The sequence below is a fragment of the Streptomyces sp. NPDC007205 genome, assembly GCF_040634095.1.
Taxonomy (GTDB): domain Bacteria; phylum Actinomycetota; class Actinomycetes; order Streptomycetales; family Streptomycetaceae; genus Streptomyces.
On record NZ_JBEYEW010000012.1, the window covers coordinates 31,879 to 57,341 of the forward strand.

Annotated in this window: 24 protein-coding genes and 1 riboswitch; of the genes, 17 read left to right on the forward strand and 7 right to left on the reverse strand. The window is 69.4% G+C overall.

Annotated features, from left to right (window positions below; genetic code table 11):
- Positions 1-82: 82 nt before the first annotated feature.
- The 8 genes from ABZ624_RS20970 (at position 83) to ABZ624_RS21005 (ending at position 7,587) form a co-directional block, all read left to right on the forward strand.
- A complete protein-coding gene (locus ABZ624_RS20970) occupies positions 83-1,306 on the forward strand; it encodes an Ig-like domain-containing protein (RefSeq protein ID WP_360090816.1) in 1,224 nt (407 codons plus the stop codon).
- A gap of 252 nt (positions 1,307-1,558) precedes the next feature.
- The gene (locus ABZ624_RS20975) at positions 1,559-2,701 is read left to right on the forward strand and encodes an Ig-like domain-containing protein (protein WP_360090819.1); all 1,143 of its coding nucleotides are present in this window, start codon (positions 1,559-1,561) and stop codon (positions 2,699-2,701) included.
- A 77-nt stretch (positions 2,702-2,778) separates the two neighbouring features.
- Positions 2,779-3,546: an enoyl-CoA hydratase/isomerase family protein gene (locus ABZ624_RS20980; RefSeq protein ID WP_360090822.1), complete on the forward strand. Its 768-nt coding sequence runs from the start codon at positions 2,779-2,781 to the stop codon at positions 3,544-3,546.
- 309 nt (positions 3,547-3,855) lie between these two features.
- Positions 3,856-4,359 (forward strand): ATP-binding protein, encoded by a 504-nt coding sequence (locus ABZ624_RS20985; RefSeq protein ID WP_360090825.1) that lies wholly within the window; start codon positions 3,856-3,858, stop codon positions 4,357-4,359.
- Positions 4,360-4,462: 103 nt separating this feature from the next.
- Positions 4,463-5,269, forward strand: a complete 807-nt coding sequence (locus ABZ624_RS20990) for a polysaccharide deacetylase family protein (RefSeq protein ID WP_360090828.1) — start codon at positions 4,463-4,465, stop codon at positions 5,267-5,269.
- Positions 5,269-6,456 carry a hypothetical protein gene (locus ABZ624_RS20995; RefSeq protein WP_360090831.1) on the forward strand — a complete coding sequence of 396 codons (1,188 nt, stop codon included), beginning with the start codon at positions 5,269-5,271 and terminating at the stop codon, positions 6,454-6,456. Before ABZ624_RS20990 ends, ABZ624_RS20995 begins: the two co-directional genes overlap by 1 nt.
- A gap of 102 nt (positions 6,457-6,558) precedes the next feature.
- Positions 6,559-6,771, forward strand: a complete 213-nt coding sequence (locus ABZ624_RS21000) for an EF-hand domain-containing protein (protein WP_360091259.1) — start codon at positions 6,559-6,561, stop codon at positions 6,769-6,771.
- 153 nt (positions 6,772-6,924) lie between these two features.
- A complete protein-coding gene (locus ABZ624_RS21005) occupies positions 6,925-7,587 on the forward strand; it encodes an NAD(P)-binding domain-containing protein (protein WP_360090834.1) in 663 nt (220 codons plus the stop codon).
- Between the two features lie 12 nt (positions 7,588-7,599).
- Here ABZ624_RS21005 and ABZ624_RS21010 read toward each other — a convergent pair whose 3' ends face one another.
- Complete coding sequence (locus ABZ624_RS21010; protein ID WP_360090837.1) at positions 7,600-8,154, reverse strand: GH25 family lysozyme; 555 nt, start codon at positions 8,152-8,154, stop codon at positions 7,600-7,602.
- A 53-nt stretch (positions 8,155-8,207) separates the two neighbouring features.
- Positions 8,208-9,245, reverse strand: coding sequence for a phosphatidylinositol-specific phospholipase C domain-containing protein (locus tag ABZ624_RS21015; RefSeq protein ID WP_360090840.1), 1,038 nt, complete (start codon positions 9,243-9,245; stop codon positions 8,208-8,210).
- Positions 9,246-9,438: 193 nt separating this feature from the next.
- On the opposite strand from ABZ624_RS21015, the gene ABZ624_RS21020 reads away from it, so the two are divergent.
- Positions 9,439-10,020 carry a hypothetical protein gene (locus ABZ624_RS21020; protein WP_360090843.1) on the forward strand — a complete coding sequence of 194 codons (582 nt, stop codon included), beginning with the start codon at positions 9,439-9,441 and terminating at the stop codon, positions 10,018-10,020.
- A gap of 9 nt (positions 10,021-10,029) precedes the next feature.
- Here the strand turns inward: ABZ624_RS21020 and ABZ624_RS21025 are convergent, their stop codons facing one another.
- From ABZ624_RS21025 to gcvT, 5 genes are all read right to left on the reverse strand, one after another.
- On the reverse strand, positions 10,030-10,767 hold the full coding sequence (locus ABZ624_RS21025; RefSeq protein ID WP_360090846.1) for a hypothetical protein: 738 nt from the start codon (positions 10,765-10,767) through the stop codon (positions 10,030-10,032).
- Between the two features lie 713 nt (positions 10,768-11,480).
- The gene (locus tag ABZ624_RS21030; RefSeq protein ID WP_360090849.1) at positions 11,481-12,848 is read right to left on the reverse strand and encodes an L-serine ammonia-lyase; all 1,368 of its coding nucleotides are present in this window, start codon (positions 12,846-12,848) and stop codon (positions 11,481-11,483) included.
- Between the two features lie 90 nt (positions 12,849-12,938).
- Positions 12,939-14,207, reverse strand: coding sequence for a serine hydroxymethyltransferase (glyA, locus tag ABZ624_RS21035; RefSeq protein WP_360090852.1), 1,269 nt, complete (start codon positions 14,205-14,207; stop codon positions 12,939-12,941).
- Positions 14,208-14,221: 14 nt separating this feature from the next.
- Positions 14,222-14,599 (reverse strand): glycine cleavage system protein GcvH, encoded by a 378-nt coding sequence (gene gcvH, locus ABZ624_RS21040; protein ID WP_360090855.1) that lies wholly within the window; start codon positions 14,597-14,599, stop codon positions 14,222-14,224.
- Positions 14,600-14,708: 109 nt separating this feature from the next.
- Positions 14,709-15,836, reverse strand: coding sequence for a glycine cleavage system aminomethyltransferase GcvT (gcvT, locus tag ABZ624_RS21045; protein ID WP_360090858.1), 1,128 nt, complete (start codon positions 15,834-15,836; stop codon positions 14,709-14,711).
- Positions 15,837-15,991: 155 nt separating this feature from the next.
- Positions 15,992-16,091, reverse strand: a riboswitch (glycine riboswitch).
- Positions 16,092-16,253: 162 nt separating this feature from the next.
- Between gcvT and ABZ624_RS21050 the strand changes: the two genes are divergently transcribed.
- The 8 genes from ABZ624_RS21050 to ABZ624_RS21085 all read left to right on the forward strand — a co-directional run bounded on the left by ABZ624_RS21050 (position 16,254) and on the right by ABZ624_RS21085 (position 25,399).
- On the forward strand, positions 16,254-16,898 hold the full coding sequence (locus tag ABZ624_RS21050; protein WP_360090861.1) for an AAA family ATPase: 645 nt from the start codon (positions 16,254-16,256) through the stop codon (positions 16,896-16,898).
- 108 nt (positions 16,899-17,006) lie between these two features.
- Positions 17,007-17,798 (forward strand): enhanced serine sensitivity protein SseB, encoded by a 792-nt coding sequence (locus tag ABZ624_RS21055; protein ID WP_360090864.1) that lies wholly within the window; start codon positions 17,007-17,009, stop codon positions 17,796-17,798.
- Between the two features lie 136 nt (positions 17,799-17,934).
- Positions 17,935-18,750: an enhanced serine sensitivity protein SseB C-terminal domain-containing protein gene (locus ABZ624_RS21060; protein ID WP_360090867.1), complete on the forward strand. Its 816-nt coding sequence runs from the start codon at positions 17,935-17,937 to the stop codon at positions 18,748-18,750.
- Between the two features lie 270 nt (positions 18,751-19,020).
- Positions 19,021-20,028 carry an ABC transporter permease gene (locus ABZ624_RS21065; protein ID WP_360090870.1) on the forward strand — a complete coding sequence of 336 codons (1,008 nt, stop codon included), beginning with the start codon at positions 19,021-19,023 and terminating at the stop codon, positions 20,026-20,028.
- Between the two features lie 70 nt (positions 20,029-20,098).
- A complete protein-coding gene (locus ABZ624_RS21070; protein WP_360090873.1) occupies positions 20,099-21,883 on the forward strand; it encodes an ABC transporter substrate-binding protein in 1,785 nt (594 codons plus the stop codon).
- Positions 21,884-21,993: 110 nt separating this feature from the next.
- Complete coding sequence (locus ABZ624_RS21075) at positions 21,994-22,992, forward strand: ABC transporter permease (RefSeq protein ID WP_360090876.1); 999 nt, start codon at positions 21,994-21,996, stop codon at positions 22,990-22,992.
- Positions 22,989-24,086: an ABC transporter ATP-binding protein gene (locus tag ABZ624_RS21080; protein WP_360090879.1), complete on the forward strand. Its 1,098-nt coding sequence runs from the start codon at positions 22,989-22,991 to the stop codon at positions 24,084-24,086. The genes ABZ624_RS21075 and ABZ624_RS21080 overlap by 4 nt, the downstream gene beginning before the upstream one ends.
- A complete protein-coding gene (locus ABZ624_RS21085) occupies positions 24,083-25,399 on the forward strand; it encodes a dipeptide ABC transporter ATP-binding protein (RefSeq protein ID WP_360090882.1) in 1,317 nt (438 codons plus the stop codon). Before ABZ624_RS21080 ends, ABZ624_RS21085 begins: the two co-directional genes overlap by 4 nt.
- Positions 25,400-25,463: the final 64 nt, after the last annotated feature.

The window sequence follows — 25,463 nt, forward strand, 5'->3', positions numbered from 1 at the left end:
CGTGTCGTCCTTCCCTCTGTTCTGCCCAGTGCGTGGGTCGCACTCACGTTTCCCCGGAGCGTGCCCGGTCGTTGAGTCCCGCGTGAGGCACGTACAAGGACGCGCGCGACGCGCGTGGGTCGCGCTGGCCGCCGTGGTGACATCGGCGGCACTGCTGGCAGGTTGCTCTTTCGGGGGCTCGGGCCCGCTCGGGCTGGGCGGAGCGCTCGGCAAACCCCCGGCACCCGAGGACGTCATCCACGTCACCCCCGACGACGACAGCAAGGCGGTCCGCCCCGACCAGCGGCTGCGGGTGCGGGTGCCCGCCGGGCGCCTGGAGAAGGTGACCGTCGTGAGGTCGCAGGACGCACAGGACTTCCCGGTCCCCGGGCACATGAGCGAGGACGGCATGACCTGGCGGCCGGACCGGGACCGGCTGGCGCTCGCCGCCAAATACACCGTCGACGTGGTCGCGCGGGACGCGGGCGGCCGCCGCTCGGCCCGGCACACCACCTTCACCACACTCGTCCCGGACGAACGGTTCATCGGCTACGTCACCCCCGAGAACCGCGCCGTCGTCGGCACCGGCATGATCGTCTCCCTCACCTTCAGCCGGGAGATCACCGACCGCGCCGCCGTCGAACGCGCCGTCCGGGTCAGCGCCCGCCCGGCCGTCGACATCCGCCCGCACTGGTTCGGCAGGAACCGCCTGGACTTCCGCCCCGAGCAGTACTGGAAACCCGGCACCGAGGTCACCGTCGACCTGAACCTGCGGGACGTCCAGGGGGCCCCCGGTGTCTACGGCCTGCAGGACAAGACCTTCTCCTTCACCGTCGGCCGCAGCCAGGTCTCCCTGGTGGACGCGGAGGAGCACACCATGGAGGTACGCCGGGACGGACGGCTGCTCGCCACCGTGCCGATCACCGCGGGCGCCCCGAAACACCCCACCTACAACGGCAAGATGGTGGTGATGGACATGCGGGAGGTCACCCGCATGAACAGCCGCACGATCGGCCTCGGCGCCGAGTACGACATCCCCGACGTCCCGCACGCCATGCGGCTCACCGACTCCGGCACCTTCCTGCACGGCAACTACTGGAACCCGGACGCCCCCGGCGTCGTCAACGTCAGCCATGGCTGCGTGGGCCTGAGGGACGTCAAGGGCGGCAGTTCGGACACCCCCGCGGGCTGGTTCTTCGACCGCAGCCTCATCGGCGACGTCGTCGAAGTCGTCAACAGCAAGGACAGGACGGTCGCTCCCGACAACGGCCTCGGCGGCTGGAACATGCCCTGGAAGGAGTGGAAGGCGGGCAGCGCGGTGAAGTAACGGGGTGAGGGGCCGGGTTCGGGCGGCGGTGACAGGTGCAAGTTGCGACGGAACGGTGACATACGCCTGACACCCCGCTCAAAACCGGACGGTTAATATGCGCGCACGAGTGTGGTGGGGAGCGGGCCTGAGCAGGTCCGGCGAGGGGAGAACGCGTTGAACGTGCGGCCTGTAGCGGGGGCGTCGGTGGCGGGGCCGACGGAAAAGAGGGGGAGAGGCCGTACGGGGCCGGCTCTCATAGCCGGCGCCCTGGTGCTCTGCCTCGCCGCGTGCGGCGGGGGCGGGGACAAGGGCTCGGGCGAGGGCAGGAACGGCACCCAGCAGGCGGACCGGCAGTCCGCCGCCGCCGTCACCATATCGCCCAAGGCCGGTACCACCGGCGTCGATACGAACGGTGCGCTCAAGGTGGACGTCGCCAAGGGCAAGCTGACCGAGGTCACCGTCAAGGACGCCAAGGGCCGTGCGGTCGACGGCACCCTCACCGGCGGGGGCGCGTCCTGGACGCCGTCGACCCATCTGGCCGCCTCCACCAGGTACACCGTGCACGCGGTCGCCAAGGACTCCCAGGGCCGCCGGGCCGCCGAGGACTCCTCCTTCACCACCCTGACGCCGAAGAACACCTTCCTCGGCACCTTCACCCCCGAGGACGGCTCCACCGTCGGCGTCGGCATGCCGTTCTCCGTCGACTTCACCCGGGGCATCACGCACCCCGACGCCGTCGAGAAGGCCATCAGGATCAGGACCGAGCCGGCCGTCGACGTCGAGGGCCACTGGTTCGGCAACGACCGCCTGGACTTCCGGCCCGAGAAGTACTGGAAGGAAGGCACGAAGGTCACCGTCGACCTCGATCTGGACGGGGTCGAGGGCCGCGACGGCGTCTACGGCAAGCAGCACAAGACCATCAAGTTCACCATCGGCCGCAACCAGGTCTCCGTCGTGGACGCCAAGAAGCACACGATGAAGGTCACCCAGGACGGCAAGGTCATCAAGACCATCCCGGTCACCACCGGCAAGCCCGGCTACGAGACCTGGAACGGCCAGATGGTCATCAGCGAGAAGCTGAGCGTGACCCGTATGAACGGCGAGACCGTCGGCTACGGCGGCGAGTACGACATCAAGGACGTCCCGCACGCCATGCGCCTGACCACCTCCGGCACCTTCCTGCACGGCAACTACTGGGGTGGCGACGCCTTCGGCAACTACAACGCCAGCCACGGCTGCGTCGGCCTGCGCGACGTGCGCGGCGGCTACGACGGCTCCGTCCCGGCCGCCTGGATGTTCAGCCACTCGCTCATCGGCGACGTGGTGGTCGTGAAGAACTCCCACGACCGCACGGTGGCGCCCGACAACGGCCTCAACGGGTGGAACATGTCGTGGGCGGACTGGAAGAAGTGACGGTTCACTGAGCGGGGCCCGGTGCTGTGACCTACGGCACCGGGCCCGCTGCCGTTAATCCCCGTTAACCTGCCTCCATGACCGTCACTCTCGAAGTCGCCGAAGGCGTCGGTACCCTGCGCCTCGACCGGCCGCCGATGAACGCGCTGGACGTCGCCACCCAGGACCGGCTGAAGGAACTCGCCGAGGAGGCCACGCGCCGCGACGACGTGCGCGCCGTGGTGATCTACGGCGGCGAGCGGGTGTTCGCGGCGGGCGCGGACATCAAGGAGATGCAGGAGATGGACCACACCGCGATGGTCCTGCGCGCCCGCGCCCTGCAGGACTCCTTCACGGCCGTGGCCCGCATCCCCAAGCCCGTCGTCGCCGCCATCACCGGCTACGCCCTGGGCGGCGGCTGCGAACTGGCCCTGTGTGCCGACTACCGCATCGCCGCCGACAACGCCAAGCTCGGCCAGCCCGAGATCCTGCTCGGCCTGGTCCCGGGCGCCGGCGGCACCCAGCGGCTGCCCCGGCTGGTCGGCCCGTCCAGGGCCAAGGACCTCATCTTCACGGGCCGCCAGGTCAAGGCCGACGAAGCCCTGGCGATCGGCCTGGTGGACCGGGTCGTCCCGGCCGCCGAGGTGTACGAGCAGGCGCACGCCTGGGCCGCGAAGCTCGCCCAGGGCCCGGCGATCGCCCTGCGCGCGGCGAAGGAGTCGGTGGACACCGGCCTGGAGACCGACATCGACACCGGCCTCGCCGTCGAACGGAACTGGTTCGCGGGCCTGTTCGCCACCGAGGACCGCGAGCGCGGCATGCGCAGCTTCGTGGAGGAGGGGCCGGGCAAGGCGAAGTTCCTCTGAATTCCCCCGATCGTCAACGGTGTGAACTTCCCCTGAAGTCCTGTGCGCGCCCGTGCAGTTGACGCCTCGTCCCGTCCGGGTCCCTCGATGGGGCGGTTTATGGGAGCCTTAAGGCAGCCTTAAGCCCGCTCGGTCGAGGGAGCCTGTCGATTGCCCGGAAGTGATCCGTCTTCGCAGGTCAATCAGACTGTACTCGCCAGAAACATACCTTCGGCATATGCCGGTGGACGGGTGGAGAGCGGGGGCGCACAGGGGGCGTATTCCTCCGGAACGGCCCCCAAGGCGACTCCGGGCCGCCATGATGGGGGCATGGCGGGGCTGGAGGGCATCGAACAGCCGCGGGGACACAGTCGTGCGGCCGCGGCACGCTGGTCGCCCGCGGTCGAGGACGAGCAGGCGCTCAAGGCGCTCGAACTGTTCGGCAACCCGACGGAGGCGGAGGTACCGCTGCCGTCCCGCCCGGAGTCCGCGGCCACCGCCCGCCGGCTCGCCCAGGTCGTCATCCTGCGCACCTGGCGGCTGACCCCCAAGCTGGCGGAGGACGCCGTCTTACTCGTGTCGGAACTGGTCGGCAACGCCGTACGGCACACCGGGGCCCGGGTGTTCGGTCTGCGGATGCGACGCCGTACCGGCTGGATCCGCGTCGAGGTCCGCGATCCCTCGCGCGGCCTGCCCTGTCTGATGCCGGTCCAGGAACTGGACGTCAGCGGTCGCGGACTGTTCCTCGTGGACAAGCTCTCCGACCGGTGGGGCGTGGACCTGCTGCCGCGCGGCAAGACGACATGGTTCGAGATGAGGGTCGCCGACCGGTAGCACAGACGGGGAGCGTCGGCCGATAACACCGGTGCGGTGACGGCGACCCGAAATCGTCCCTCTTTCGGGCCAATCGGAGGTTTTCTTACCCAACGCGCCTTAAATGGTGCGGGTGACCACCACCAACCGACGCGAGGTGCTGCGCGCGGGCGCCGGGATCGTCGCCGGCGGCGCGCTCGCCGCCGGTTGCGGTTCGGGCCAGGCCGCCCCGTCCCCCACCCCGACCGCCGCGTCCCCGCCCCCGCCCCCCTCCTCCGGACGGCCCGCGACCAGCGCCAAGGCGGCCCCCGCCCCCCGCGCCTACGCCGGGCAGCCCGCCCAGATCACCCACGGCCCCCGTAGCCGCCCCCAGGTCGCCCTCACCTTCCACGGCCAGGGTGACCCCGGCATCGCCCACTCCCTGCTCACCACGGCCGAGCGGTACGGCGCCCGGCTCACCGTGCTCGCCGTCGGCACCTGGCTGGACGAACACCCCGACATCGCCCGCCGGATCCTCGACGGTGGTCATGACCTCGGCAACCACACCCAGCGGCACATCGATGTCAACGCCCTGGCCGAGGCGGACGCCCGCAGGGAGATCACCGACTGCGCGGACCGGCTGAAGCGGCTCACCGGTTCCATCGGCACCTGGTTCCGCCCGTCCCGCTCACCGACCGCCTCCCCGCTGGTCGCCCGGCTCGCCCGCGCCGTCGGCTACCCGCACGTGCTGTCGTACGACGTCGACTCGCTCGACTACACCCGCCCCGGTGCCGCCGCCGTCACCCGGAACGTTCTCGCCGAAGTGCGCAGCGGGTCGGTGGTGAGCCTGCACTTCGGGTACCCGGACACGGTCGCCGCCCTGCCCGACCTCCTCCACGAACTCGGCCGCCGCAACCTGCGCGCGGTCACCACCACGGAGCTGCTGAGCTGATGCGAACCATGAAAGCCGCCCGCCTGCTGGCCGCCGGTGCCGCCCTCACCGCCCTGACGCTGCTGTCCGCGTGCGATTCCGGCTCCTCGCGCCACGAGAACGAGGCCATCGGCAGCAAGGCCCCGGTCCAGCCCCGGGTGAACGAGCCGCGGGTGAACGTGCTCCCCGGGATGCCGCCGGTCGAGGACCCCACGGACCTCTACTCCGCCGACCGCCCGGGCCGGCTCTCGCCGGTCGTCAGGGACTTCCCGTCCCGCGTGTACGTCCCCAACACCCAGTCCGACACCGTCACCGTCATCGACCCGAAGACCTACAAGGTCATCGACACGTTCCCGGTCGGCCACCAGCCCCAGCACGTCGTACCGTCCTGGGACCTGAAGACCCTCTGGGTCAACAATGACCTCGGCAACAGTCTCACCCCCATCGACCCGGGCACGGGCAGGGCCGGCAAGCCGGTCGCCGTGCACGACCCGTACAACCTGTACTTCACGCCCGACGGCAGATACGCCGTCGTCATGGCCTCCATGGACCGCCAGCTCGTCTTCCGTGACGCGCACACCATGAAGACCGTCAAGGCCGTGCCGGTCAGCTGCTACGGCGTCAACCACGCCGACTTCTCCCCGGACGGGCGCTACTTCATCGTCTCGTGCGAGTTCAGCGGCGAGGTCCTCAAGGTCGACACCGCGCGGATGAAGGTCGTCGAGCAGGAGAAGCTGCCGTTCCACGGAGCGATGCCGCAGGACGTCAAGATCTCCCCGGACGGCAAGCTGTTCTACATCGCCGACATGATGGCGAACGGCCTGTGGATCCTCGACGGCGACAGGTTCACGAAGCCCCGCTTCCTCTACACCGGCAAGGGCGCCCACGGTCTCTACGTCAGCCGCGACTCCCGCGAGATGTACGTCTCCAACCGCGGCGAGGGCACCATCTCCGTCTTCGACTTCGCCCGGAACCGGCTCACCAAGAAGTGGCACCTGCCCGGCGGCGGCAGCCCCGACATGGGCGGCGTCTCCGCCGACGGCACGGTCCTGTGGCTGTCCGGCCGCTACAACTCCGAGGTGTACGCCATCGACACCCGCACCGGCAGGGAACTGGCCCGCATCAGGGTCGGCAGCGGCCCGCACGGTCTCGCCGTCTACCCGCAGCCGGGCCGCTACTCGCTCGGGCACACCGGCATCTTCCGCTGACACCGGGCCGGCAGGTGCGCTGAGGGCCTGGCCGGGCCGTTAATCTGACCAGCGTCAGTACGCCAGCACGGCATGAGAAACACAACCAAAAGGGGCGGATCGGTGGCGGACATCGAGGAAGCACGCAAGCAGTTCCAGCGGATAGACGTGAACGGCGACGGGTTCATCACCGCCGCAGAGCTCAAGTCCGCCCTGGCCCAGGCGGGTGACTGGAACGTCACCGAGACGGTCGCGGAGGCCATCATCAAGAGCCGCGACCTCAACGGCGACAAGCTCCTGTCGTTCGACGAGTTCTGGACCTACCTGAACAAGTGACCTGCGCGAAGGGGGCCCTCCCAGGCGGGGCGGCCCCCTTTGCCATGCCTGCCCGCAGACGCCGGAATACCACCGGCACCGGAATACCACCGGCACCGGCGGGGTTGTCGCCCGACAGACGCATGCACACGCATGGATAACCTGGAGGTCCCCATGAAGATCGGCATCATCGGCGCGGGGAACATCGGCGGCAACCTCACCCGGCGGCTCACCGCCCTCGGCCACGAGGTCTCCGTGGCCAACTCCCGCGGCCCCGAGACGCTCAAGGAACTGGCCGAGGAGACCGGCGCGACCGCGGTCCGGGCCGAGGACGCGGCCAAGGGCGCCCAGGTCGTGGTCGTCACCGTGCCCCTCAAGGCGGTCCCGGGCCTCCCCTCGGGCCTGCTGGACGGCGCCGCCGAGGGTGTGGCGGTGATCGACACCGGCAACTACTACCCGCAGCAGCGCGACGGCCGTATCGCGGCCATCGAGGACGAGGGCCTGACCGAGAGCCGCTGGACCGAGAAGCACCTGGGCCACCCGGTGGTCAAGGCCTTCAACGGCACCTACGCCCAGGACATCCTGGACCGCCCCCGCCCCGCGGGCGACCCCGAGCGCATCGCCCTCCCGGTCGCCGGCGACGACGAGGCGGCCAAGGCGAAGGTCCGCGCCCTGATCGACGAACTCGGCTTCGACACGGTCGACGCGGGCGGCATCGACGACTCCTGGCGCCAGCAGCCGGGCACCCCGGTCTACGGCCTCCGGGCAGGCGTGGAGGGAGTGAGGAAGGCCCTGGCGGAAGCCTCCCCGGAGCGGCCGGCGGACTTCCGGGGCTGAGCCCTTCCGCGCCTAGGGCGTGGCCCACTCCTTCAGTGCGGCCTTGCTGGCGAAGTTGGCCACGTCCTTGTCGTGCGGCTCGCTGGTGTACTGGTGGAACCGCCACTTCGCCTGGATCCGGGGGTGGCCGGCGGTGACGTAGTCGGCGATCCAGAGGCCGTCGCCCGCGTAGGAGGTGGTGTCGATGTTCAGCCAGAAGTCGCGATTGCAGTAGAGCAGGACCCGGTTGTGCGGCCGTAATGCCTTCAGTGTGCGGATGAAGTGGTCCTTCTCCGCGTTGCTCGCGTGCGTGCCGTCGCCCGTGGTCTCCCAGTCGACCGCGAGGATGTCGCCGGCGCGGTCGGGGGCGTGCTGGACGAAGTACTCGGCCTGGGCGGTGAGGTCGCCGGGCCAGAGGAAGTGGTAGAAGCCGACGACCAGTCCGGTGTCGCGGCCCCTCTTGGTCTGGGCGGCGAGCCGGGGATTGACGTACGAACGGCCCTCCGTCGCCTTCATGAAGACGAAGGAGAGACCGTCCGTGTCGTACGCGGAGGACTGGTACGCGCTGACGTCGATGCCGTGGAGCATGGAGGAGTTGTGCCCGCCCCGGCGTCGACGGAATCCTCAGCTCCGAGTTGTCGTCAGCTCCGGGTCGTCGTCGAACTCAGCACCGACGCCGGCTTCGCCGACCAGTCGGAGGTGATGAGGCTCGCGTGGTCCTTGGCCAGCAGGGCCAGCCGGGCGGCGACTTCGGCGTCTGTCGGAGTGGTGGAGGAGATGGCCGGTGAGACGCCGGCGGCGTCGGTCATGATCGAGATGTAGTGGTTCGTGGAGTAGAACGAGGTGTCGTAGCCGCTGTTGACGTAGGTGGCCGCGTCACCGTCGAAGAACACGAACCAGGGCCGGATGGAGGCGTCGGAGGTCCAGCGGCTTGCCCGTGGGTCACCGGCCGCCGCGCCCAGCACGGCGGGGAAGGCCTCGGCCTGTGAGATGTTCCCGGCCGCGTACAGGTCGCGCAGATGGTCGCCGTACTCCTGGTCCGTCCAGTAGTGGTCGAAGGGGTTGGACTGCTCCACCGTGCCCGGGATCAGCTCGAAGAGGAACTTGCCCCTGAGCGAGTCGCGGGAGGGCCAGGCATTCGCCTTGGCGGCGGCGTCCAGGGAGGAGTACGTGCCGCCGAGCAGATCGGCCGGCTTGTAGACGCTGCCGCCGAGCTTCCGGGAGACGAGTGTGTCGAACTCGTCCGGTCCCATGCCGGCGTTGTTGTTGAAGCCGACCTTCATCTCGACCTTGATGACGATCGGCGGGTGGTCGGGGTGGAGCTGGTTCCAGGCGGCCATGTTGTCCAGGCAGCTGCCGAGGTCCTGGTTGCGGCTCTTGCTGTACAGCTCGCCCGGGGTCTTCGCGGCCTCGCAGTTGTTGTCGTTGCCCAGCGGGTTGCTGTGGCTGACCCGCCAGCGGTGACTGAGGCTGTCCACGTACACGTCCAGCTCCAGCAGTGAGGCACCGGAGTCCAACGCCTGGGCGAAGTAGGTGTACTTGGCCTTGTCGTAGGCGTTGTGCGTGCCGATGGCGGTCGTCTCGGAGAACTTCGGCGCCACCGCGTGGGCGTCGCCCGGTCCCGCCATCAGCAGCGCGGCCGCCCCCGCGACTGCCGCGACCCGTCCCACTGCACCCATGTGTCCAACTCCCCTTTGAGTCCATCGAGTTGGATGCAGCGTAGAAGCAGGTGGTTACTGAACGGTAGCCCCTTGGGGAACATCAGTCACCCGCCGGCTTCGACCCCAGCCGGCCGGCACAGACGTTCCGGTCCCGTCGATAGCATGGCCGGCACGCCGAGTTGGGGAGGCCTGGGCGGAACCGTTGGCGGGCATGGTGCTTTCGGCTGTCGGTACGGTCGCTTCGGGCGCCCTGTCCGGGGCGGGCGGCGAGATGGGCAGACGTGCCTCGGAGAGGCTCTACGGCCTGCTGAGCCGAGCACGTGCCGACGGCGGCGCGGGAGCAGCCGCCGGTTCCGTGGACGGCGGTGAGCGGCGACCGGCCCTGCCCGTCACCGAGCCCGAGCAGACGGCCGCCGCCTTACGGCTGACGGAACTCGCCCGGAGCTCCCCGGAGTTCGCCCGCGACGTCGCGGAGTTCCGCCGGCTGCCGAACGGCGGCGACTCCTACAACGCGGGCCGTGTCTACATGAGTCTGGGCGAGGCGCATCTGCAGGCGGGCGACGTGGACCTGGCGCGGGTGTGTCTGGACGAAGCCGTCCAGGCGATGACGGAGGACGGAGCGGGACTGCAACTCGCCGACGCCGCCGAGACGAGGGCCTCCTGCCATCGGCTCTCGCACCGCCCGGCGGAGGAGAGGGCGGACCTCCGTACCGCCGCCGCGCGCTATGAGGAGCACGGCGACCACGCCGGCCTCGACCGGGTGCGGGCACGACTGGCCGAACTGGGGGAGTGAGCCCCGGGGTCACGGCGCGAGCGGTTCTACGGTGACGCGGTGCGCCGTGGCCCCCGTGCCTACGGTGATCCGGGGGACGGCCCGGTCCGGGCGTCTGCCGCTCGCAACCCACGCGTACAGCGCGGAGGCGTAGGCGGCCGGATCGCACAGGTCGGGTCGTCCGTCCGGGCCCGCCGCGGCGGACAGCCGTACGAGGTCGCCCGCGCGCGTACGCACGACACAGCGGTCCGGCCCGTCCACGTAGGCGACCAGCCCGCAGTACGGGTACGGCGCCAGTGCCTCCGACGTCCAGGCACGGGGTGGGCCGACGCGCGGGTCGTCCTCGGCCGCGTACCGTACGACGACGTCCGCGATGCGCAGCCGCCCGGTGTCCCGGGTCTCCTCGTCGACCACCGTGTGGGCGCTGTCGACGTGCCCCGCGGACTCCTCCGAGGGGTCGGGACCGTCGCCGACCACGGCGTGGCGGACGACCGTGACCTCCGGCGGGTGCGCGCCGACCGCCCCGGTCAGCACGCGGACCGGTGCGGTACGACGGGCCGGTTCGTAGGGCGGCACGGGCAGCGGGTCGAGCAGCGCCGGGTGCTTCTCGGGTTGCGGGATGTCCATGAGGCCGTAGAACAGTTGCCGCAGCAGGGCGGCCGACTCTCCCGGTGACGAACTGGTCTGTTCCGCCAGCTCCTTGTACCGGCCGGGCTCGTGGTCCGCGATCGCCCGGGCGATCTGTGCCCGCAGACTGCCGCGCCGCACGAGATCAGGATATGTCGGCTGCTCTAGATCAAGGCGTTGACCTGGCGTTTCTACAAGGTATCCGGCGGCGCTGGACATCGGTTGTGCAGGGTGGAACCAAGAACGGTGTTGATGTCCGGGTGAGTTCAAAAAGCTCATGGAAAGCTACGGAGTCAAGGCCGAGTACGAATCATGGGGCTAGACATGGGAGAGTGGACGCCAGTCCTGAGAAGCAGTTACGACTCGTGGCTGGGTGTCATGCCGAACGGAATGCTCGGCGTCGGCAAGGCGGACGAGGGCCGGGCAACGCTGGAGGGGTCCGGCTACGTGGCCATGTGGCCTTTCCTGGAGCGGAATCTCGTCGAGTGCCTCGATGACTTCACAAGATCCTGGCACCTCCTTGGGGGACACGGGGTTTCTACCCCGGAGAAGCTGGTGGAGCTGACGGTGCGATCCGCGTGCGATCGAGGGCGCCCCTATTGGATGGCACTAGCTGTTCAGTGGCTCACTCAAATGGCTCACATGCCCGGCTTCGATTCGCAGCTGGTATCCCGAATGCTGAGGTCCGCGGCGGAGTCGGAAGCGCTGCCCGACGAGCTACGTGAACAAGCCCGAAAGCAGTGTCCATCCGACTGATATCGGTATCTGTCAAGGAGGCTCGTCAACTCACTGGACGAGCCTCCCTACCGTCCACATGCGGAAACAATCGAACGCGCAGGTCAGGGCCCATACCCTCAGCACTCGATGATGTTCACGGCCAGCCCGCCCCGCGCCGTCTCCTTGTACTTGACGGACATGTCCGCGCCGGTGTCCTTCATGGTCTTGATGACCTTGTCGAGGGACACCTTGTGGGAGCCGTCGCCGCGCATGGCCATCTTGGCGGCGGTGACCGCCTTCACCGCGGCCATGCCGTTGCGCTCGATGCACGGGATCTGGACCAGGCCGCCGACCGGGTCGCAGGTCAGGCCGAGATTGTGTTCCATGCCGATCTCGGCGGCGTTCTCCACCTGCTCGGGGGAGCCGCCGAGGACCTCGGCGAGGGCGCCGGCGGCCATGGAGCAGGCGGAGCCGACCTCGCCCTGGCAGCCGACCTCGGCGCCGGAGATGGAGGCGTTCTCCTTGAACAGCATGCCGATCGCGCCGGCGGCCAGGAGGAAGCGGACCACGCCGTCCTCGTCGGCGCCGGGGACGAAGTTGATGTAGTAGTGCAGGACCGCCGGGATGATGCCGGCCGCGCCGTTCGTGGGGGCCGTCACCACGCGGCCGCCCGCCGCGTTCTCCTCGTTCACGGCCATCGCGTAGAGCGTGATCCACTCCATCGCGTGCGCCAAGGGGTCGCCCTCGGCGCGCAGTTGGCGGGCCGAGACGGCCGCACGGCGGCGGACCTTCAGACCGCCGGGCAGGATGCCCTCGCGGGACATGCCGCGCTGGACGCACTCGCGCATCACCCGCCAGATCTCCAGCAGGCCCGCCCGGATCTCCTCCTCGGTGCGCCAGGCGCGCTCGTTCTCCAGCATCAGGGAGGAGATCGACAGGCCGGTCTCGCTCGTCAGACGCAGTAGTTCGTCGCCCGTGCGGAAGGGGTACTTCAGGACCGTGTCGTCCAGCTTGATCCGGTCCGCGCCGACCGCGTCCTCGTCCACGACGAAGCCGCCGCCGACCGAGTAGTACGTCTTGGAGAACAGCTCCGCGCCGGAGGCGTCGAACGCCCATATCGTCATGCCGTTGGCGTGGTACGGCAGGGCCTTGCGGCGGTGCAGGACCAGGTCGTCGTCGAAGGAGAACGGGATCTCGCGCTCGCCGAGCAGCGAGATACGGCCCGCCGTCCTGATCCGCTCCACCCGCTCGTCCGCCGTCTCCACGTCCACCGTGCGGGGCGAGGCGCCCTCCAGGCCGAGCAGGACCGCCTTCGGGGTGCCGTGACCGTGGCCGGTGGCGCCGAGGGAGCCGTACAGCTCGCACCGGAGGGAGGCCACCGAGTCCAGCAGGTCTTCCTTGCGCAGGCGACGGGCGAACATGCCCGCCGCGCGCATCGGGCCGACCGTGTGGGAGCTGGACGGGCCGATGCCGATCGAGAACAGGTCGAAGACCGAGATGGCCACGGTCACTCCTCAAGAAAGCAGAACAGGGGTGGTGGGGCACCCTCGGGCACTCTCCTCCGAGTGCCCCACCGGGGACTTGCTTCTCCGGGCCTACTTGTTCAGGCCCGGGTACAGCGGGTGCTTGTCGGCGAGCGCCTTCACGCGCGCCTTGAGGGCCTCGGCGTCGTAGGACGGCTTCAGCGCCTCGGCGATCACGTCCGCGACCTCGGCGAAGTCCTCGGCCGTGAAGCCGCGGGTCGCCAGGGCCGGCGTACCGATCCGCAGGCCCGACGTCACCATCGGGGGACGCGGGTCGTTCGGGACCGCGTTGCGGTTGACCGTGATGCCGACCTCGTGGAGGCGGTCCTCGGCCTGCTGCCCGTCCAGCTCGGACGCGCGCAGGTCGACCAGGATCAGATGCACGTCCGTGCCGCCGGACAGGACGTTCACCCCGGCCTCACGGGCGTCCGCCGCCGTGAGGCGCTCGGCGAGGATGCGGGCACCTTCCACGGTACGACGCTGGCGCTCCTTGAACTCCTCCGAGGCGGCGACCTTGAAGGAGACCGCCTTCGCCGCGATCACGTGCTCCAGGGGACCGCCCTGGAAGCCCGGGAAGACGGACGAGTTCAGCTTCTTCGCGAAGTCCTTGCCGCGGGCGAGGATGATGCCGCCGCGCGGACCGCCCAGCGTCTTGTGCGTGGTGGAGGTGACCACGTCGGCGTACGGCACCGGGTTGGCGTGCAGACCCGCCGCGACCAGACCCGCGAAGTGCGCCATGTCGACCCACAGGTAGGCCTCGACCTCGTCGGCGATCCGGCGGAACTCGGCGAAGTCCAGCTCACGCGGGTACGCCGACCAGCCGGCGATGATCACCTTCGGGCGGTGCTCCTTGGCGAGCCGCTCGACCTCGGCCATGTCGACCAGGCCGGTCCCGGCGTCCACGTGGTAGGCGACCACGTTGAACTGCTTGCCGGAGAAGTTCAGGCGCATGCCGTGGGTCAGGTGGCCTCCGTGGGCGAGGTCCAGGCCGAGGATGGTGTCCCCGGGCTGGGCCAGCGCGAACAGCGCCGCCTGGTTGGCGGAGGCGCCGGAGTGGGGCTGGACGTTGGCGTACTCGGCGCCGAACAGCTCCTTGAGCCGGTCGATGGCGATCTGCTCGGCGACGTCGACGTGCTCGCAGCCGCCGTAGTAGCGGCGGCCCGGGTAGCCCTCGGCGTACTTGTTGGTGAGGACGGAGCCCTGCGCCTCCATCACCGCGAGCGGCGCGAAGTTCTCGGAGGCGATCATCTCCAGCGTGGACTGCTGGCGGCCGAGCTCGGCGTCGACCGCGGCGGCGATCTCCGGGTCCAGCTCGTGCAGGGACGTGTTCAGGACGGTCATACGGCTACGACTCCTCAGCCGGCGTTCTGGGCGGTGTACTCGTCGGCGGAGAGCAGGTCGGCCGGCTCTTCCGTGACGCGCACCTTGAACAGCCAGCCGCCCTCGAAGGGGGCCGAGTTCACCAGCGACGGGTCGTTGACGACGTCCTCGTTGATCTCGGTGACCTCACCGGTGACCGGCGAGTACAGGTCGGAGACCGACTTGGTCGACTCCAGCTCGCCGCAGGTCTCGCCCGCGGTCACCGTGGAGCCGACCTCGGGGAGCTGGGCGTAGACCACATCGCCGAGCGCGTTGGCCGCGAACTCGGTGATGCCGACCGTCGAAACGCCGTCCTCGGCGGCCGACAGCCACTCGTGCTCCTTGCTGTAGCGCAGCTGCTGGGGGTTGCTCATGGCCTGAATTCTCCTGTACGCGCGGGAGTGCTGATGAAGGGGGGACTACTGAAACCGCTGGTGAGCAGCGGAAACGTGCGCGGGGTCACACCGTGACCGCGCCCAGTGTCTACTTCTGGCGCTTGTAGAACGGCAGCGCCACGACCTCGTACGGTTCGTGGCTGCCCCGGATGTCCACGCCGACGCCCGAGGTGCCCGGGGCCGCGTGCGCCGCGTCGACGTAGGCCATGGCGATCGGCTTGCCCAGGGTGGGGGAGGGGGCGCCGGAGGTGACCTCGCCGATCACCTGGCCGCCCGCGACGACGGCGTACCCGGCGCGCGGCACACGCCGGCCCTCGGCGATCAGCCCGACGAGGACCCGCGGCGGGTTCTCCTGAGCCCTGGCGGCGGCCTCGGTGAGCGCCTCGCGCCCCACGAAGTCGCCCTCCTTCTCGAACTTCACCACCCGGCCGAGCCCGGCGTCGAAGGGGGTGAGCTCGGTGGTCAGCTCGTGCCCGTACAGCGGCATGCCCGCCTCCAGGCGCAGCGTGTCCCGGCAGGACAGGCCGCAGGGGACCAGGCCGACGCCCTCGCCGGCCTTGGTCAGCGCCTGCCACAGCTCCACGGCGTGCTCCGGCTTCACGAACAGCTCGAAGCCGTCCTCGCCGGTGTAGCCGGTGCGGGCGATCAGCGCCGGGACGCCGGCGACCGTGCCGGGCAGTCCGGCGTAGTACTTCAGGCCGTCGAGGTCGGCATCGGTGAGGGACTTCAGGATGCCGGGGGACTCGGGGCCCTGGACGGCGATCAGCGCGTAGGCGTCCCGGTCGTCGCGCACCTCGGCGTCGAAGCCGGCGGAACGCTCGACGAGGGCGTCCAGCACCACCTGGGCGTTGGAGGCGTTGGCGACCACCATGTACTCGGTCTCGGCGAGCCGGTAGACGATCAGGTCGTCCAGGATGCCGCCGTCGGCCTGGCAGATCATGGTGTAGCGGGCGCGGCCGACGCCGACGGAGGCGATGTTGCCGACCAGGGCGTAATTGAGGAGGGCGGCCGCCCCGGCGCCGGTGACGGTGATCTCGCCCATGTGGGAGAGGTCGAAGAGGCCCGCCTTCGTGCGCACGGCGAGGTGCTCGTCGCGCTCGGAGCCGTAGCGCAGCGGCATGTCCCAGCCGGCGAAGTCGGTCATCGTCGCACCGAGCGAGCGATGCAGCGCGTCCAGCGCGGTATGACGCGGCTCAAGGGGTTCGGTACTGCTCATCGGACGGTCGTCTCCCAGGAAAGCAGGACAGGCGAGGAACGTTCCTCCCCATCTGTCATCGGAACCTGAGAGGTTCGCCAGGACCGCCACAGGGACGATCACGGCTTGCACCTTGGGTGGAGCCACTGTCGCAGCGGCCCGCTTTTCAGATGTGCCTCGCCCGCGCGGTAACGGGGCCTGAGAGATTCAAGGGAGGGACTTGCTCCTTCGGCGCCCCGGCGTCAGTACTGCCGGGGACTCTCCCGCGCGGATTCAAGCGGCCGGTATGCAGTTGGCGGCCACATCATTGCACGGCGAGCCCGCTTTTGTAACCGACCTGTGGCAGGACGCGGACCCCTCCACCACCCTCGTTCATTACCTTCTCTTTACGCTTGGCGGGCATGAAGACGACCGGGCCGACAGGGGAGGAAGATCACGATGAACAGGACCCCGGTGTACGCCACCGCCGGCACCGGCATCGCAGTGCCGAGGCAACGTCCCGCGCCGGTCCCCGTCGTCCGTGACCTGCGCGACCGCGCCGGCCGCAGCCCGCACGCCCTGCTCTTCGGGCCCGAGGACCTGGTGGTGGTCACCGGCCTGCCCGGCAGCGGCAAGTCCACCCTGATGCGGCGCGCGGTCTCCGGCCCCCGCATCGACTCCCAGGACATGCGCGACCGCTTCGCCGCCCGCCTGCCCCGCGCGCTCCCGTACGCCCTCTACCGCCCCCTGGTCCGCCTCGCCCACTACGCCGGCCTGCGCCGCGCCCTGCGCACCGGCGAGGGCCTCGTCGTCCACGACTGCGGCACCCAGCGCTGGGTGCGGGCCTGGCTCACCCGCGCGGCACGCCGCCGCGGCGGCACCCTCCATCTGCTCCTGCTCGACGTCGCGCCCGGCACCGCCCGCGAGGGCCAGCGCACCCGCGGCCAGGGCGTCTCCCGCTACGCCTTCCGCCGCCACCGCCGTACGACCGCCCGGCTGCTCGACACGGTCGAGCGGGGTGAGCTGCCCGCGGGCTGCGGATCCGCGGTGCTGCTGGACCGCACGGCGGCCGACACGCTCCGGCGGATCGCATTCAACGGATGAGATCCCGTTCACCGGATGAGGGGGACAGTGTGCACAGGGCGAGGGACTGTCACAGGCACCCGCTAGCCTTCTTGGTCACAGCAGAGGTTTCCAGCAGGCGGTAGGCACATGGACTTCCCGGCGGACATTCCCGCGGACTTCCCGGCACAGGCGCACCCCCAGCCACACGGCGGCTGGCCCGGCAACGAGCTGGAGGAGGTGCTCTCGGCCTCCCTCGGCATACCCGCCGCGGCCGGCCGGATCATCGAGGTCCTGGGCCGCAGCCTGCTGTGGATCCCGCTGCCGAGCGGCGGCGGCCCCGACAGCGGCCCGCTGGACCTGCCCACACTGGACATCGGCGGCCAGACGTACGTCCCGGTGTTCAGCTCCGAGGAACAGCTGCGCCAGGCGGCCGGCTCCCACATGCCGTACACCATCGCCCCCGCCGTGGAGTTCGCCCGCGGTCTGCCCCCGCAGGCCGGCATCGCCGTGAACCCCGACGCCCTGGTCGGCATCCCGCTCCCGCCCGAGGCGGTGGCCGAGCTGTGCCGGGCCGGCCGCACCCCGCTGGACGGCCCCAACACCGGCGGCCGGGTCCGCCTCTTCGAACCCGACTGGCAGGACGACCCGGTCGACTTCCTCTCCGCCGCGTCCGCCGAGTTCGCCGAGACCGGCGTGGTCGTCACGGCCCGCCGCTGCCTGGCCGCCATAGAGACGGACGACCCGGTGATGTTCGTGGGCGTCGAACTCTCCCAGTGGGAGGGCGACCTCCGCACCCTCCCCATGCAGGCCCTGGGCCGCGCCCTCGGCAAAGTCCCGGTCAAGTGGCCGGTCAACCTGGTCCTGCTGGACGTGACGGACGACCCGGTGGCCGAATGGCTCAGGTCAAACGTCCGCCCCTTCTGGCAGTACGGCCACTGAACCGACCCAAGGGGCGCGGGGAACTGCGCGCGTACCCACCACGCACCCGCACCCGCGCACGAACATGGGGCCCCGAGCTGCCAGGCGCTTAAGCTGTCTCCAAACGCGGGGCACGAAAAAGAGAAGGGCACGACAGGTGAGCGCGAGCCACAGCGGCAGCGTCGAGCACATGCTGCGCCAGGTCACGCCCGGACGCTACGACGCCTACGAAGCCCTGCTGCGTGCCCTCGCCACCCCTTCCTCCGGCCAGATCTGGATGTTCCTGTGGCACGGCCAGGCCGGCTCCCCGGACGCCCAGTACGGAAACATGGAGATCGACGGCTTCCAGTACGCCCCCTGCGTCACCTCCGCCCAGGAGCTCTCGGCCAGCGGCTGGAACCGGTCGTACGAGGTCGTCGACGGACTCGACGTGGCCCGCACCCTCTACCCGGACCACTACGGCCTCTGGCTCAACCCGCACACCCCGGGCGGCGGCGTCGGCATCCCCTGGCTGGATCTGCGCCGCATCGCCACGGGCCTGGACCGCCAGCCCGCCGGGCCGCTCCGGCTGGCCGAACCCGGCATCGAGATCCCGCAGTTCTACGCCCTGCTCGCGCAGAACGCCCACCGCACCCCGGCCCTGCGCTCGCTGCGCCGCGCCTGGGTACAGCCGGCGCTCGGCGCCCCCTACCTCGCCATCGGCCTGGACGTGTACGACACCTCGCCGGCCGCGGTCGACTCGGTGCGCGCGATGATGCAGCAGTCCGTCGGCGCGGTCCCGGAGGGCCTGCCGGTGTCGACGGTCGCGATGACGGACGAGTACGACCCGGTCGTGATGTGGATGCGGGCCAACGCCCGCCCGTTCTACGACCGCGAGGCCCACGCCGCGCCCCAGCCCCAGCTACAGGCCTCCGCACGGCAGCAGGCGCCCGCCGCCGGATACGGCTATCCACCGGTGCACGGCAGCTACTGACCTGGGCTCATTGCCCGTATGTCCCGCTTTGCGTACTCGGCCGTCCCGCCCGGCCCCGTCCGTTCGCCGTAACTTCCTGTCCGCATAACAGGAAACGCCTGCTTGCATCACGGTTGCGCATCCATTCCCTGTCAAGGCTGGCGGCTGATCGCGCAAGCGTTGAAGACTCCCCCTTCAAGGGGTTCGCCCCTGTGTACGACGGACTGTTTGAGGCCGCTACCAGCGGCAAGTGCGGGCCGGCTACCGCCGGTTGAGAGGGGTCCCAGCCTGATGACGGCACCATTGCACGAGCCGACCGCGGAAGCGGCCCCGGGTGCGGCAGAGGAAGCGGCGGTCGCGGCCACCGGCGCGAAGGCCGTTCAGGGCCGCTCCCTGGGCCGGATCGCCTGGGAACGCCTCAAGCGGGACAAACTGGCCCTCACGGGCGGCGTGGTCGTGCTCCTCCTCATCGTGATCGCGCTGCTCGCGCCGGTGATCACGAACCTCGTCGGCCAGGACCCGGACGCCTACCACCAGAGCCTGATCGACCCGCTGTTCAGCACCCCCAAGGGCTCGATGGGCGGCATCGGCGGCGACCACCTGCTCGGTGTGGAGCCGGTCAACGGCCGCGACATCTTCGCCCGCATCCTCTACGGCGCCCGGATCTCGCTGCTCGTCGGCTTCCTGTCCGCCGTGGTCGCCGTCATCCTCGGAACCATCCTCGGCATCCTGGCGGGCTTCTTCGGCGGCTGGGTGGACTCGGCCATCAGCCGGGTCATGGACGGCCTCCTCGCCTTCCCGCAGCTGCTCTTCATCATCGCGCTGGTCTCCGTGATGCCCAACCAGATGCTGGGGCTCACCGGCACGGGCGTGCGTGTGTTCGTGATGATCCTGGTCATCGGCTTCTTCGGCTGGCCGTACATCGGCCGCGTGGTGCGCGGTCAGACGCTCTCGCTGCGTGAACGCGAGTACGTCGAGGCGGCCCGCTCGCTCGGTGCCGGGCGGTTCTACATCCTCTTCAAGGAACTGCTGCCCAACCTCGTCGCGCCCATCATCGTGTACACGACGATGATGATCCCCACGAACATCCTGACCGAAGCGGCGCTCAGCTTCCTGGGTGTGGGCGTCAAGCCGCCCACCTCCTCCTGGGGACAGATGCTCTCGAGCGCGATCGACTACTACGACTCGGACCCCATGTACATGGTGATCCCGGGCGTGGCGATCTTCATCACGGTTCTGGCCTTCAACCTCTTCGGCGACGGCGTGCGGGACGCGCTCGACCCGAAGGCCTCCCGCTGAAGTGCCGTACCCCAAGCGTCCCGTGAGCTCTTCCACGGGGTCTCTCATCAAATCCGGAGGTTCCGAGATCGTGAACACCCAACGCACCTCAGGGCGGCGCAAGCAGGCCCTTGCCGCTGCCGCAGTGGTCGCCGGGCTGCTGACCACGGCGGCGTGCGGCGGAGGCAACGGCGGCTCGAAGGACGGCGCGGCCGGCTTCAACGCGGCGGTCAACAAAGTCGCCCAGGCCGACCAGGTCAAGAAGGGCGGCACGCTGAAGTTCGTGAGCACGCAGGACGCCGACTCGTGGGACACCACGCGCGGCTACTACGGGTTCATGTGGGACTTCTCGCGCTACTACAGCCGCCAGCTGGTCACGTACAAGACCGCGCCCGGTGCCGAGGGTGCCCAGCTCACCCCGGACCTGGCCACCGACATGGGCAAGGTCTCGGACGGCGGCAAGACCTACACCTTCAAGCTGCGCGACGGCGTCAGCTGGGAGGACGGCAAGCCGATCACCTCCCAGGACGTCAAGTACGGCATCGAGCGCGTCTGGGCGCAGGACGTCCTGTCCGGCGGTCCGATCTACCTCCAGCAGATGCTGGACCCGAAGAACACCTACAAGGGTCCGTACAAGGACACCGCGAAGGACCACCTGGGCCTGAAGGCGATCGAGACGCCGGACGCGAAGACGATCGTCTTCCACCTGCCGGCGCCCAACTCGGACTTCCTCCAGTCGCTGGCGATGACCACGGGCTCCCCGGTCCGCCAGGACAAGGACACCAAGTCCAAGTACGGCCTGCACCCGTTCTCCTCCGGTCCGTACAAGTTCGAGTCGTACGCCCCGGGCAAGAACCTGGTCCTGGTCCGCAACGACCAGTGGAAGGCGTCCTCCGACCCGGTCCGCAAGGCGTACCCGGACAAGATCACGCTGGACATCTCCACCAACCAGGTCAACTCCGACCAGCAGCTGATCAACGGCGACTACGACGTGGACGCCAGCCAGACCGGCCTGGGTCCGCAGGGCCGTCAGATCGCCCTGAAGCAGCACAAGGACAACCTGGACAACCCGGTCTCCGGCTTCATCCGCTACGCGGTCTTCCCGCAGAGCGTCAAGCCGTTCGACAACGTCCACTGCCGCAAGGCCGTGATCTACGCCGCCGACCACGTGTCGCTGCAGACCGCGCGCGGTGGCCCCATCGCCGGTGGTGACATCGGCACCAACATGCTCCCGCCGTCGGTCGCCGGTGGCGAGGGCCAGAAGTACGACCCGTACCAGATCGCGACCAAGAACAAGAACGGCAACGTCGCCCTGGCCAAGCAGGAGCTGAAGGCCTGCGGCCAGCCGAACGGCTTCTCCACCACCATCGCCGTCCGCAACAACAAGACGCAGGAAGTGGCCACCGCCGAGTCCCTGCAGGCCGCGCTGAAGAAGGTCGGCATCAACGCCGACATCTACCAGTACGACGGCTCGCAGAGCCCGGGCATCATCGGCTCGCCGTCGAACGTGGCGAAGAAGAAGCTCGGCATCGTCATCATGGGCTGGGGTCCGGACTTCCCGACCGTCCAGGGCTACGGCATCCCGCTGTGGAGCAGCAAGTACATCCTGCAGAGCGGTAACAACAACTACGCCCTGATCAAGGACAAGGCGATCGACGGTCTCTTCGACCAGTACACCACCACGATGGACAACTCGAAGAAGACCCAGCTCTCCACGGAGATCAACCACAAGGTCATGGAGGGCGCGTACTACCTGCCCTTCACCTTCGAGCGGCTGCTCAACATCCGCTCCTCGCGTCTGGCCAACGTGTACACGACGAACGCGTACAGCGGTTACTACGACTTCGTCAACCTCGGCCTGAAGTCCACGAAGTAAACCCGGCACACCCGCCGTACGGCACGAAAGGCAGGTGAAGGCCGGCGCGGCGAGCCGCGGGCCCACCGGAAGATCTCCGGGGGCCCGCGGTCCGCGGCGGGCCGTTAGCTGTGCTCGCTTACCTCATCAGGCGGCTGTTCGCCGCCGCAGTGATGCTGGTGGTCATCATCCTGGTGGTCTTCAGCATCTTCTTCCTCGTCCCCAAGTGGGCGGGCGTGGACATCGCCACGAGCTTCGTGGGCAAGCAGGCCGACCCGCACGCCGTCGAGGCCGTACGGGAGAAGCTGGGCCTTGGTGACCCGATCTACGTCCAGGTCTGGGACTTCTTCAAGGGCATCTTCGTGGGCCGCACCTACTCGGCCGGCGGTGACGTCACCCACTGCGCCGCGCCGTGCTTCGGCTACTCCTTCCGCAGCGAGCAGGCCGTCTGGCCGGTGCTGACCGACCGCTTCCCGGTGACCCTGGGTCTCGCGCTCGGCGCCGCCGTGCTGTGGCTGGTCCTCGGTGTCGCGGCGGGTGTGCTCTCCGCCCTCAAGCGGGGCAGCATCTGGGACCGCGGCGCGATGGTCGTCGCCCTCAGCGGTGTCTCGCTGCCGATCTACTTCACGGGTCTGCTCGCCTCGGCGATCTTCGTCTTCGGGCTGAAGTGGTTCGACGGCAAGTACGTGTCGATCAGCGACAGCTTGCCCGGCTACTTCGGAAGCATGATCCTGCCCTGGATCACCCTCGCCTTCCTCTACGCGGCGATGTACGCCCGTATCACCCGGGCCACCATGCTGGAGATCCTCGGCGAGGACTACATCCGCACCGCCCGCGCCAAGGGCCTCACGGAGCCGGTCGTCATCGGCAAGCACGCCATGCGCTCCACGATGACCCCGATCCTGACCATGCTCGGCATGGACCTCGGCGCCCTGATCGGCGGCGCGATCCTCACCGAGACCACGTTCAGCATCCCCGGACTCGGCCAGGCCGTGCTGACCGCCATCAAGAACCAGGACCTGCCCATCATCCTGGGCGTGACCCTGATCACCTCCCTCGCGGTGCTCATCGCCAACCTCGCGGTGGACATCCTGTACGCCGTGATCGACCCCCGAGTGAGGCTCGCATGACCGAACTCAGCAAGACCGGAGCGGCCGTGGGCGAGCCCACGGACGCCTCGCCCGCGCCGACCTCCTTCCTGGAAGTGCGCGACCTGAAGGTGCACTTCCCGACCGACGACGGCCTCGTGAAGTCCGTCGACGGGCTCAGCTTCAAGCTGGAGAAGGGCAAGACCCTCGGCATCGTGGGCGAGTCGGGCTCCGGCAAGTCCGTGACCTCGCTCGGCATCATGGGCCTGCACACCGCCGGGCAGTACGGCAAGCGCAAGGCGCAGATCTCCGGCGAGATCTGGCTGAACGGCACCGAGCTGCTGTCCGCCGACCCCGACCACGTGCGCAAGCTGCGTGGCCGCGAGATGGCGATGATCTTCCAGGACCCGCTGTCGGCGCTGCACCCGTACTACACGATCGGCGCGCAGATCGTGGAGGCCTACCGGACCCACCACGACGTCGACAAGAAGACCGCCAAGCGTCGTGCGGTCGAGATGCTCGACCGCGTGGGCATCCCGCAGCCGGACAAGCGGGTGGACAACTACCCGCACGAGTTCTCCGGCGGTATGCGCCAGCGCGCCATGATCGCCATGTCGCTGGTGAACAACCCCGAGCTGCTCATCGCGGACGAGCCGACCACCGCGCTCGACGTGACGGTCCAGGCGCAGATCCTGGACCTGATCCGCGACCTGCAGAAGGAGTTCGGCTCCGCGGTCATCGTCATCACCCACGACCTGGGCGTCGTCGCCGAACTCGCCGACGACATCCTGGTGATGTACGGCGGCCGCTGCGTCGAGCGCGGCCCGGCGGACAAGGTGTTCTACGAGCCCCGTCACCCCTACACCTGGGGTCTGCTCGGCTCGATGCCGCGTCTGGACCGCGAGCAGCAGGAGCGCCTGATCCCGGTCAAGGGCTCGCCGCCCTCGCTGATCAACATCCCGTCCGGCTGCGCCTTCAACCCGCGCTGCCCGTACGCGGACCTCCCGAAGGACAACCTGACCCGCACGGTTCGCCCCGAGCTGACCGAGGTCGGCGACCAGCACTGGGCCGCCTGCCACATGTCGCAGGAGCAGCGGGAACGGATCTGGACCGAAGAGATTGCGCCGAAGCTGTGAGTGAGAACACAGAGGACAAAGCGGTGAAGGCCTCTGGTGCGGCCACCCTCGGCAAGGACGCCGCTCCCGGCGAGATCCTGCTCAAGGTGACCGGGCTGCAGAAGCACTTCCCCATCAAGAAGGGCCTGTTCCAGCGGCAGGTCGGCGCCGTGCGCGCGGTCGACGGGCTCGACTTCGAGGTCCGCTCCGGTGAGACCCTCGGTGTCGTGGGCGAGTCGGGCTGCGGCAAGTCGACGATGGGCCGGCTGATCACCCGGCTGCTCGAACCGACCGCCGGTACCGTCGAGTTCGAGGGCAAGGACATCACGCACCTCGGGGTGAGCGGCATGCGCCCCATGCGCCGCGACGTGCAGATGATCTTCCAGGACCCGTACTCGTCCCTGAACCCGCGCCACACCATCGGCACGATCGTCGGGGCCCCCTTCCGGCTCCAGGGCGTCGAGCCCGAGGGCGGCATCAAGAAGGAAGTGCAGCGGCTGCTGTCGGTGGTCGGTCTCAACCCCGAGCACTACAACCGCTATCCGCACGAGTTCTCCGGCGGTCAGCGCCAGCGCATCGGCATCGCCCGTGCGCTCGCCCTGAAGCCGAAGCTGGTCGTCGCGGACGAGCCGGTCTCCGCGCTGGACGTGTCGATCCAGGCGCAGGTCGTGAACCTCATGGACGACCTCCAGGAGGAACTGGGCCTGACGTACGTGATCATCGCGCACGACCTCTCGGTCGTCCGGCACGTCTCGGACCGCATCGCGGTGATGTACCTCGGCAAGATCGTCGAACTGGCCGACCGCGACTCGCTGTACAAGGCGCCGATGCACCCGTACACCAAGGCGCTGATGTCGGCGGTGCCGATCCCGGACCCGGCGCGCAAGAACGCGAAGAGCGAGCGCATCCTGCTCAAGGGCGACGTGCCCTCGCCGATCTCGCCGCCCTCGGGCTGCCGCTTCCACACCCGGTGCTGGAAGGCGACGGAGATCTGCCGGACCACCGAGCCGGCGCTCAAGGAGCTGAAGCCCGGTCAGCGGGTGGCCTGCCACCACCCGGAGAACTTCGAGGACCAGGCCCCGCAGGACACGGTGCTGCTGACCGCCGCGAAGGAGGCGGCGGAACTGGTCGCCGACGAGGTCCTCGCGGAGTCGGCGGAGACGTCGGCGGCGGTCGCGGCGGAACTGGCCGAGGAGACCTCGGAGGAGAGCGCCTCGGAGGAGAGCGCCTCGGAGGAGAGCACCGAGGAGCGCGCTTCGGCGGAGAGCACCGAGAAGACCGCCTCAGCGGAGAGCACCGAGGAGAGCGGCTCCCAGGAGTCAACCGACAAGTAGCGCATGACAAGTCAGCAAAGTCATGTACATGCCTGAACTGGAGAGTGCAGAGTCGTCCGTGTCC